This window comes from Sphingopyxis sp., assembly GCF_036402335.1.
Classification (GTDB): domain Bacteria; phylum Pseudomonadota; class Alphaproteobacteria; order Sphingomonadales; family Sphingomonadaceae; genus Sphingopyxis.
Genome location: NZ_DASWTD010000329.1, coordinates 1 through 5,742, shown reverse-complemented (window position 1 = coordinate 5,742; position 5,742 = coordinate 1). Strand labels below are relative to the sequence as shown.

Sequence of the window (5,742 nt, the reverse complement as noted above, 5' to 3'; positions counted from 1 at the left end):
ATTTCATCGGGCGTATCGTCATCATCGACGACGACCTTCTGCATCGAACCGACCAGCGTTTCCTGCAGGTCTTTCGGACGCACGGTCTGTTCGGCGATTTCGCGCAGCGCAACGACGGGGTTCTTGTCGCGGTCGCGGTCGACGGTGAGCTCCGAACCACCCGAAATCTCGCGGGCGCGATGCGCCGAGAGCAGCACCAGGTCGAAACGGTTGGGAACTTTGTCGACGCAATCCTCGACGGTAACGCGGGCCATGTTGTTTCCTTAGAGATAGGAGAGGCCAGCCTTTGGGGGCATGGCGGCAAGCGCTGCGCGCTAGCAGCCCGGCCCGGCAATGTCAACGAAAGCGCGACCCTTGCGGGGGTCGCGGCCACCAGCCTATGAGCAGGTGATGACCGAAGCCTGCGCCCCCGTCGACTTGTCCGAAAGGTTGACGGCCGATGTAGCCGGCCACCGGCTGGAGCTGATCTTCGACGGCGGCGAACGGCTGGTCCGGTTGCTCGACCTGATCAACGGCGCGGCGCACAGCATCGATATCATCATGTATATTTTCGAGGGCGACGCGGCGGGCATCCGCATCGTCGACGCCTTGCTCGTCGCAGCGAAGCGCGGCGTGCGCGTGCGCGCCGTCATCGACAGCTTCGGATCGGGCGACACCCCCGACGGGCTGTTCGCGCCGCTGCGCGAAGCCGGCGGCAGCGTGACCTTTTTCTCGCGCCGCTGGCGATCGACCTATCTGATCCGCAACCACCAGAAGCTGATCCTGATCGACGAATATATCGCCGTGACGGGCGGATTTAACATCGCCAATGACTATCTGAGCCCACCACGCAGCGATTGCTGGTTCGACATCGGAATGGTCGTCAAAGGGCCGACCGTGGCGCGCGCGGCGCAATGGTTTGCCGAGATCCACGATTATACCGTCAATGATGATGGCAAGGTGCTCATGCTGCGGCGGCTGATCCGCGAATGGCCCGTCGACGGCGGCCCGGTGTCGTGGCTCGTCGGCGGCCCGACGCAGCGGCTGTCCCCTTGGGCGCGCGCCGTGCGTGCCGACCTCGAGGGGGCGCGCCAGCTCGATATGGCGATGGCCTATTTCTCGCCGGGGCAAGGCATGCTCCGCCGGCTGGGACGCGTGGCGCGGCGCGGCCGCGCGCGCTTCGTGATGGCGGGGAAGTCGGACAATCCGGCAACCATCGGCGCGTCGCGCCTGCTCTACGGCTATCTGCTGCGAAAAACCGCCGATGTATGGGAATATCAGCCGTGTCGGCTGCATATGAAGCTGATCGTCATCGACGATGTCGTCTATATCGGATCGGCGAATTTCGACGTCCGAAGCCTGTTCGTGAACGTCGAGGTGATGGTACGGATCGCCGATGCCGGCTTTGCGGAAAAGATGCGGAATTTCCTGAACGGATTGCGGCCCGATTGCGAGGTCATCACGCCCGAATCGCACAAGGCACGCGGAAGCTGGCTGACGCGCATCCGCTGGACGCTCGCCTGGCTGGTCGTCGGGGTGGTTGATTATACGGTATCGCGAAAGCTCAATTTCGGGCTCGCCGATCCCGATCCCGAAGTCTAGTCTTTCCAGCCCCAGAAGAGGAAGCACGGCGGGACGTTGACCCATTCGAACGCATTGTCGATGCGATGGAAATGCGCCGCGAGGAAATCGCGCGCGCGGGCGCGAAACTGATAGACGAGAAAAGCGCCGCCGGGGCGCAACACGCGGTGCGTCGCTGCGGCGATCGCGGGGCCAACGCCGGCAGGAAGCGTCGAAAAGGGCAAGCCCGAGAGGACATAATCGGCCTTGTCGAAGCCGTGCGCGCGGACGATCTCCTCGACATCGGCCGCCGAGCCATGAACCGCGATGAAGCGGCTGTCGCGAATATCCTTGCGCAGATAGTCGATGAAATCTTCGTTGGTGTCGATCGCGATCAGCGTCGCATCACCCGCCATCCGTTCGAGCACAGGGCGGCAGAAGGTGCCGACGCCGGGGCCATATTCGACGAACAGCCTGGTATTCTTCCAGTCGACGGGGCGCAGCATATGGCGGATCAGCGTCGGCGACGACGGTACGATCGATCCCACCATGACCGGGTGCTTGATAAAGCCGCGGACGAACATGCCCCACGGTCCGAAAAAGCGTTTGAGGCCCTCGCGAAGCCGGCGGGCCAGCGGGGCTTTCGTTTCTTGGGCCTGCGCCCGCGGATTGGTCATGATGGCTTTCGCATTGTTGCAGTCGCACAAGGCGTGGCAAAATCAGCGCGATGGCGCAAGGAAAGAGTGGGTCTTGACTCTGGACAGACGCGCCGCCCGGTGTAGGGAGAGGCGGCGTTACCGACCACAGCCAAGGAGGGGGCGGACATGGCGACGACATCGCATTCGATCCCCGCGGACCGCATGGCGGTGCTCTTTGCGGTGATGCTCGTGGCGGCCGCGGGCAATACCGCAATGCAGTCCATCCTCCCTGCAATCGGGGCCAAACTGCACATTCCCGACGTCTGGGTCAGCCTCGCGTTCAGCTGGTCGGCGCTGCTCTGGGTGCTCACCGCGCCACATTGGGCGCGCCAATCGGACAAACGCGGACGCAAGGCGCTGATGGCACTCGGCGTCGTCGGTTTTCTATCCTCGATGGCGCTCTGCGGCATCGTGCTGTGGTCGGGCCTCGAAGGGTGGCTCGCCGCAGGAACGACCTTCATCCTGTTCGCGTTGTTCCGCAGCCTGTACGGCGGGCTCGGCTCGGCCTCGCCGCCCGCAGTGCAGGCCTATGTCGCAGCGCGCACCGATCCCGGGCAGCGCACCCAGGCGCTTTCGCTCGTGTCTTCGTCATTCGGTCTCGGCACGGTCATCGGGCCGGCGATTGCGCCTTTCTTCATCCTGCCTTTCGTGGGGCTTGCCGGGCCGCTGCTGGTCTTTGCATTGATCGGGCTTGCGGTTCTGGTAGCGCTGCGCTGGCGCCTGCCCGACGATGTTCCGCGCTTTGCCGCACGCGGTGCAATCGTTTCCTACCCGACCACCGGAGCATCGCCCCAGACCGCCGCCGATGAAGCCGAAGAGCAGGTGCTGGAGGCGGATATCGATACACCGCCGCTGCGCTGGACCGATATGCGCGTGCGGCCGTGGCTGCTGGCAGGCCTGTTCGGCGGGCAAGCGCAGGCGATGATGCTGGGCGTCATCGGCTTTCTGATCCTCGACCGGCTCGGGCTGCGCCTCCGTCCCGACGAAGCTGCGGCGATCACCGGCATCGTCCTGATGGCCGGTGCGTTCGCAACGCTGCTTGCGCAATGGGGATTGATCCCGATCCTCAAACTGACGGCACGCGCTGCGGTTGTTACGGGAGCGGCGCTCGGCGGAACGGGGCTGGTACTGACCGGCCTCTCGTCCGACCTTCACGGCATCGTCATCGGCTTCGCCCTCGCCTCGCTCGGCTTCGGCCTGTTCCGCCCTGGATTTACTGCGGGCGCGTCGCTTTCGGTGCCGCGCCGCGACCAAGGCAGCGTTGCCGGCATGACCGCGTCGATCAACGGATCCGCATACATAATCTCGCCGGCAATCGGCGTTCTGCTTTATAATTGGCACCCGATGGTCGCGTATGGCCTGATGGCGGCCTTTTGCGGCTGGCTGGTCCTATGGGGCTGGTCCGCGCTCAAACAGGACCAGCCCACCGCCTGATCCTATTCGTTTTCCTCATGCTTGCGCTCACGGACGGGCTTCAGCATGCCGGGCGCGAAGAAGCCGATCGGATCGACGCTCATCGCGGCCTGCTTGATCTCGCCCTGGATCTTTTCATAATCCTTTTCCATCGCCTCGGTCACCGAAGCGCGCGTATCCTTCAGCGCCGTTTCGAAATCTTCCATCATCACCGTGTCGCTGTCGAGCGAACGTTTGAGCGCGGCAAGGCCGGCGCGGCGCGTCAGGTCTTCCAGATCGGCGCCGGTGAAACGGTCGGATTTCTCTGCCAGCACGGCAAGATCGACATCCTTGGCGAGCGGCATATTGCCGGTCTGGATTTCCAGAATTCGCCGACGGCCTTCCTTGTCGGGGACGGCAACATAGATGAGCTCGTCGAGCCGTCCCGGACGCAGCAAGGCGGGGTCGATCAGGTTCGGCCGGTTGGTCGCCCCGATGACCACCACCGACTGCATTTCCTCGATCCCGTCCATCTCGGCAAGGATCGTGTTGACGACGCGTTCGGTCACTTGCGGCTCGCCCGACGTTCCGCTGCCGCGTGCGGGGACAAGGCTGTCGAGCTCATCGATGAAGACAATCGTCGGCGCAACGGCGCGCGCGCGGGCGAACAGGCGCGCGATCTGCTGCTCGCTCTCGCCATACCATTTGGAGAGCAGGTCCGACGATTTGATCGAGATGAAATTGGCGTCGGATTCGCGCGCAGCCGCCTTCGCGAGCAAGGTCTTGCCGGTTCCCGGCGGGCCGTAGAGCAGGAAGCCCTTGGCCGGACGGATACCAAGGCGCCGGAAGGCCTCGGGATTCTTCAGCGGCAGCTCGATCCCCTCGATCAGCTTGTCGCGCGCCGCGTCGAGCCCGCCGATGTCGCCCCAGCGCGTCTTTGGTGCCTGCACCATGACCTCGCGCATCGCCGACGGCTGGACACGTTTCAGCGCATTGTTGAAATCCTCGCGCGTGACCCGGAGTTCTTCGAGCACTTCGGGCGGAATCGTTCCTTCCTCAAGGTTCAGCTTGGGCATGATCCGCCGCACCGCTTCGATCGCGGCTTCGCGCGTCAGCGCCGCCATGTCGGCACCGACGAACCCGAACGTCGTACGCGCCAGTTCGGCAAGGTCGACATTTTCGGCCAGCGGCATCCCGCGCGTGTGGATGCCCAATATCTCGCGCCGACCGCTTTCGTCGGGAACCCCGATCACAATTTCGCGGTCGAAGCGGCCGGGACGGCGCAGCGCCTCGTCGATCGCATCGGGGCGATTGGTCGCGGCGATGACGACCAGATTGGTTCGCGGCTCGAGCCCGTCCATCAGGGTCAGCAATTGCGCGACGAGGCGCTTCTCCGCTTCGCCCTGCACCTGACCGCGTTTCGGAGCGATCGAATCGATTTCGTCGATGAACAGGATGGACGGCGCGGCCTTGGCAGCCTGTTCGAAGATATCGCGCAGCCGCTTTTCGGACTCGCCATAGGCGCTGCCCATGATCTCGGGCCCGTTGATCAGGAAGAATTGCGCTTCGCTCTCGTTCGCAACGGCGCGCGCCAGGCGTGTCTTGCCGGTGCCCGGCGGCCCGTGCAACAGCACGCCGCGCGGCGGATCGACGCCGAGGCGGCGGAAGAGTTCGGGATAACGCAGCGGCAGTTCGACCATCTCGCGAAGCTGGTCGATCGTCTCGCCCAGGCCGCCGAGGTCGTCGTAGGTGACGTCGGTGCGACGCGCGTCCTGCGGCTCCTGATATTCGGGGAGAAGTTCGATTTCGGTATTTTCGTCGATGAAGACAACGCCCTTGGGGCTCGCCGACACGACAAGCAGTCGCACTTCGGCCAGCGCATAAGCCGGCGCATTGAGCATTTGCCGAAGCTGCGGCGGCATATCCCCCGAATCCAGCCGCTGCTGCCCGGCGGTCGCCACCGTATCGCCGGCGACGAGCGGACGGCCGAAGAAGCTGCGCTTCAATGCGTTGGCCGATCCCTGCAGGCGCAGATTTTCCTGCGCCGGCGCGAACACCACACGCGTCGCCGGGCGCGTTTCAATACGGCTGAGCACGACCATGTCGCCGGCAC

The 5,742-nt window shown here is 64.4% G+C and carries 5 protein-coding genes; 2 read left to right on the top strand and 3 right to left on the bottom strand.

Going from position 1 to position 5,742, the window contains the following annotated elements:
* On the bottom strand, window positions 1-254 hold a 254-nt coding region (rpoZ, locus tag VGD20_RS10185), incomplete at its 3' end, for a DNA-directed RNA polymerase subunit omega (RefSeq protein WP_331134334.1).
* A 136-nt stretch (window positions 255-390) separates the two neighbouring features.
* Here rpoZ and VGD20_RS10180 point away from each other — a divergent pair.
* Entirely contained in the window at window positions 391-1,581 is a 1,191-nt protein-coding gene (locus VGD20_RS10180) for a phosphatidylserine/phosphatidylglycerophosphate/cardiolipin synthase family protein (RefSeq protein ID WP_331134333.1), read from the top strand.
* Here the strand turns inward: VGD20_RS10180 and VGD20_RS10175 are convergent.
* On the bottom strand, window positions 1,578-2,216 hold the full coding sequence (locus tag VGD20_RS10175) for a class I SAM-dependent methyltransferase (protein WP_331134332.1): 639 nt from the start codon (window positions 2,214-2,216) through the stop codon (window positions 1,578-1,580). The two genes, VGD20_RS10180 and VGD20_RS10175, sit on opposite strands and share 4 nt — an antisense overlap.
* Before the next feature lie 147 nt (window positions 2,217-2,363).
* Between VGD20_RS10175 and VGD20_RS10170 the strand changes: the two genes are divergently transcribed.
* Window positions 2,364-3,671 carry an MFS transporter gene (locus VGD20_RS10170; protein ID WP_331134331.1) on the top strand — a complete coding sequence of 436 codons (1,308 nt, stop codon included), beginning with the start codon at window positions 2,364-2,366 and terminating at the stop codon, window positions 3,669-3,671.
* Window positions 3,672-3,673: 2 nt separating this feature from the next.
* On the opposite strand, the gene VGD20_RS10165 is transcribed toward VGD20_RS10170, so the two are convergent.
* The coding region (locus VGD20_RS10165; RefSeq protein ID WP_331134330.1) for a CDC48 family AAA ATPase at window positions 3,674-5,742 on the bottom strand (2,069 nt) is incomplete at its 5' end.

What these genes read in the sequence shown, in the direction of transcription:
- VGD20_RS10180 (WP_331134333.1), top strand. Translation starts at nt 391, where the DNA reads ATGACCGAAGCCTGCGCCCCCGTCGACTTGTCCGAAAGGTTGACGGCC.
- VGD20_RS10175 (WP_331134332.1), bottom strand. Translation starts at nt 2,216, where the DNA reads ATGACCAATCCGCGGGCGCAGGCCCAAGAAACGAAAGCCCCGCTGGCC.
- VGD20_RS10170 (WP_331134331.1), top strand. Translation starts at nt 2,364, where the DNA reads ATGGCGACGACATCGCATTCGATCCCCGCGGACCGCATGGCGGTGCTC.